Raw genomic sequence first — 1,624 nt, forward strand, 5'->3', positions numbered from 1 at the left:
ACGGTAGGAGCTTGATACGCTTTTCCTTTAATTGCATCCATTGTCGCTTTTTTTATACTACTTACCTTTTCATGAACAATCTGCTCTAACTTAGGTTTGGATTGAACATATTCACGCTCAAAGCTTTGATTAACAAGTATTACAAGAATACTAAAAGCTCCAATGATGATAGCAATTAAACTGAACCGATTATAAACCATAGTCATCACAATTATAACTTATGTTTAGCCTTAAAATTAATGTATTTTTCAATACCCTTTTCTATTAACTTAATTGGTAATTTATATACCATTAAATAACCATCATGATTGAATAATAACATTTCTTTTTTGCTTATAGAAAAGAAAATAGTATCGCCATCAATAAAACAAGAGTTATATTTTTTAAAATACCAATCCAAAAAAGAATCAATATCTTTAGAGCCTAATAAAAATGCTATCTTTTTTTCGTATAAGAAATCATTTAATACAATCACTTCACCTAGTTGATATCTTTTAAAATCAATTTCCTCTAATATATCAATATCATCTTTTTCTTCCCAGTTCTTCAGTTGTTTAACTAAAAAGAAATTTTCATCTTCGGCATATAGGTGAGCGAAATACCCGCTTTCATGCCTAAGTGGCGGTCACTGTAAAACAGTTGTGGACCTTCTTCGAACCAGTAATTAATTCCCTCTTCGGCAGCAAGCCGACACCAGAATTCATACAGGGTTTCACGCTTTTGAGTGATGTACTCGCGTTTCAGATGCTCTTCGGGGTGATAAAGCTGTTTATCAAATTTGATATGAGACTCGCTCAATAGCGTCTCAAGAATGTTCGGCACCGTCATATTTTGGAAAATGCGGCTGTCCTGTTTAAGCGTCATCACCCACATTTCAGGGCGTATCACAAAGTGATACCAGGTTTTGACCCCATCGGTATTCCCTTGCTCTGCCCCGGCTAAAATGCCTTGTACCGTGCGAAGAATTTTTCCATCTCGTTTTACAGTCAGCGAAGAGGCCACACCCAATACCGTTTGAAAATCAATCTCGGGTAACGGGCTGACCGCCTGAATCGACAGTGAAAAGAGCTGGGAAAGTCCTTCTTGTAAATCAAATTGCGTGACTTGAAAGGTATTTTCAGGTAGCCCACCAATGGTACAGGTGAATACTAATCCCGTCCCCATTTCGCCATTCATAATACGGTCTAGCAGTTGACCATGGGCTTCTTGCAAGGCTTGGTCTTGTGCATAGGTTCTGCCACCCGCATACCCACCACCGTGAATAAGCGGGTTATTTTCGGGGCTACCGAGTCGTCTATTTTTCTTTGGGTCAGTCCAAGACATGGGAGTTTCCTCTACGGAAGAAAAAGCTAAAAACGCAAACGATCCTCGAAAGGCTCGCTAAATTTGAACTTACGCTTCGAGCGGCGCACGCCAGTCATCAGCACCCGATGTGCCTGCAACCGTGTGCTCCCAGTCCACTTTGCGGTAAGACAGAGAGACTTCGATTAACTGCGTGAAATCGGCTTTTGCCGGGTCTTGGCAGTGTGGCATTTGGCAGTCAATATTGACGATAGTCGCATCGGTTAACGTGGTGGTGAAGAAATGCTCTTGTTTACCTTCAACTGAGGTGCGGTACCATTTT

General features: G+C 40.4%; 2 protein-coding genes and 2 pseudogenes. All 4 read right to left on the reverse strand.

Annotation, left to right across the window (positions count from 1 at the left end):
• Positions 1-206: pseudogene (locus PR834_RS19200) on the reverse strand (hypothetical protein); the annotation flags it as partial.
• A gap of 5 nt (positions 207-211) precedes the next feature.
• Positions 212-475: a hypothetical protein gene (locus PR834_RS19205; RefSeq protein ID WP_110591913.1), complete on the reverse strand. Its 264-nt coding sequence runs from the start codon at positions 473-475 to the stop codon at positions 212-214.
• 101 nt (positions 476-576) lie between these two features.
• Positions 577-1,323: pseudogene (locus tag PR834_RS19210) on the reverse strand (type VI secretion system Vgr family protein); the annotation flags it as partial.
• A 69-nt stretch (positions 1,324-1,392) separates the two neighbouring features.
• Positions 1,393-1,624 (reverse strand): type VI secretion system tube protein TssD (tssD, locus tag PR834_RS19215; protein WP_272536516.1); only part of this gene is annotated, 232 nt, incomplete at its 5' end.

Source organism: Providencia sp. PROV182 (genome assembly GCF_028480325.1).
Classification (GTDB): domain Bacteria; phylum Pseudomonadota; class Gammaproteobacteria; order Enterobacterales; family Enterobacteriaceae; genus Providencia; species Providencia hangzhouensis.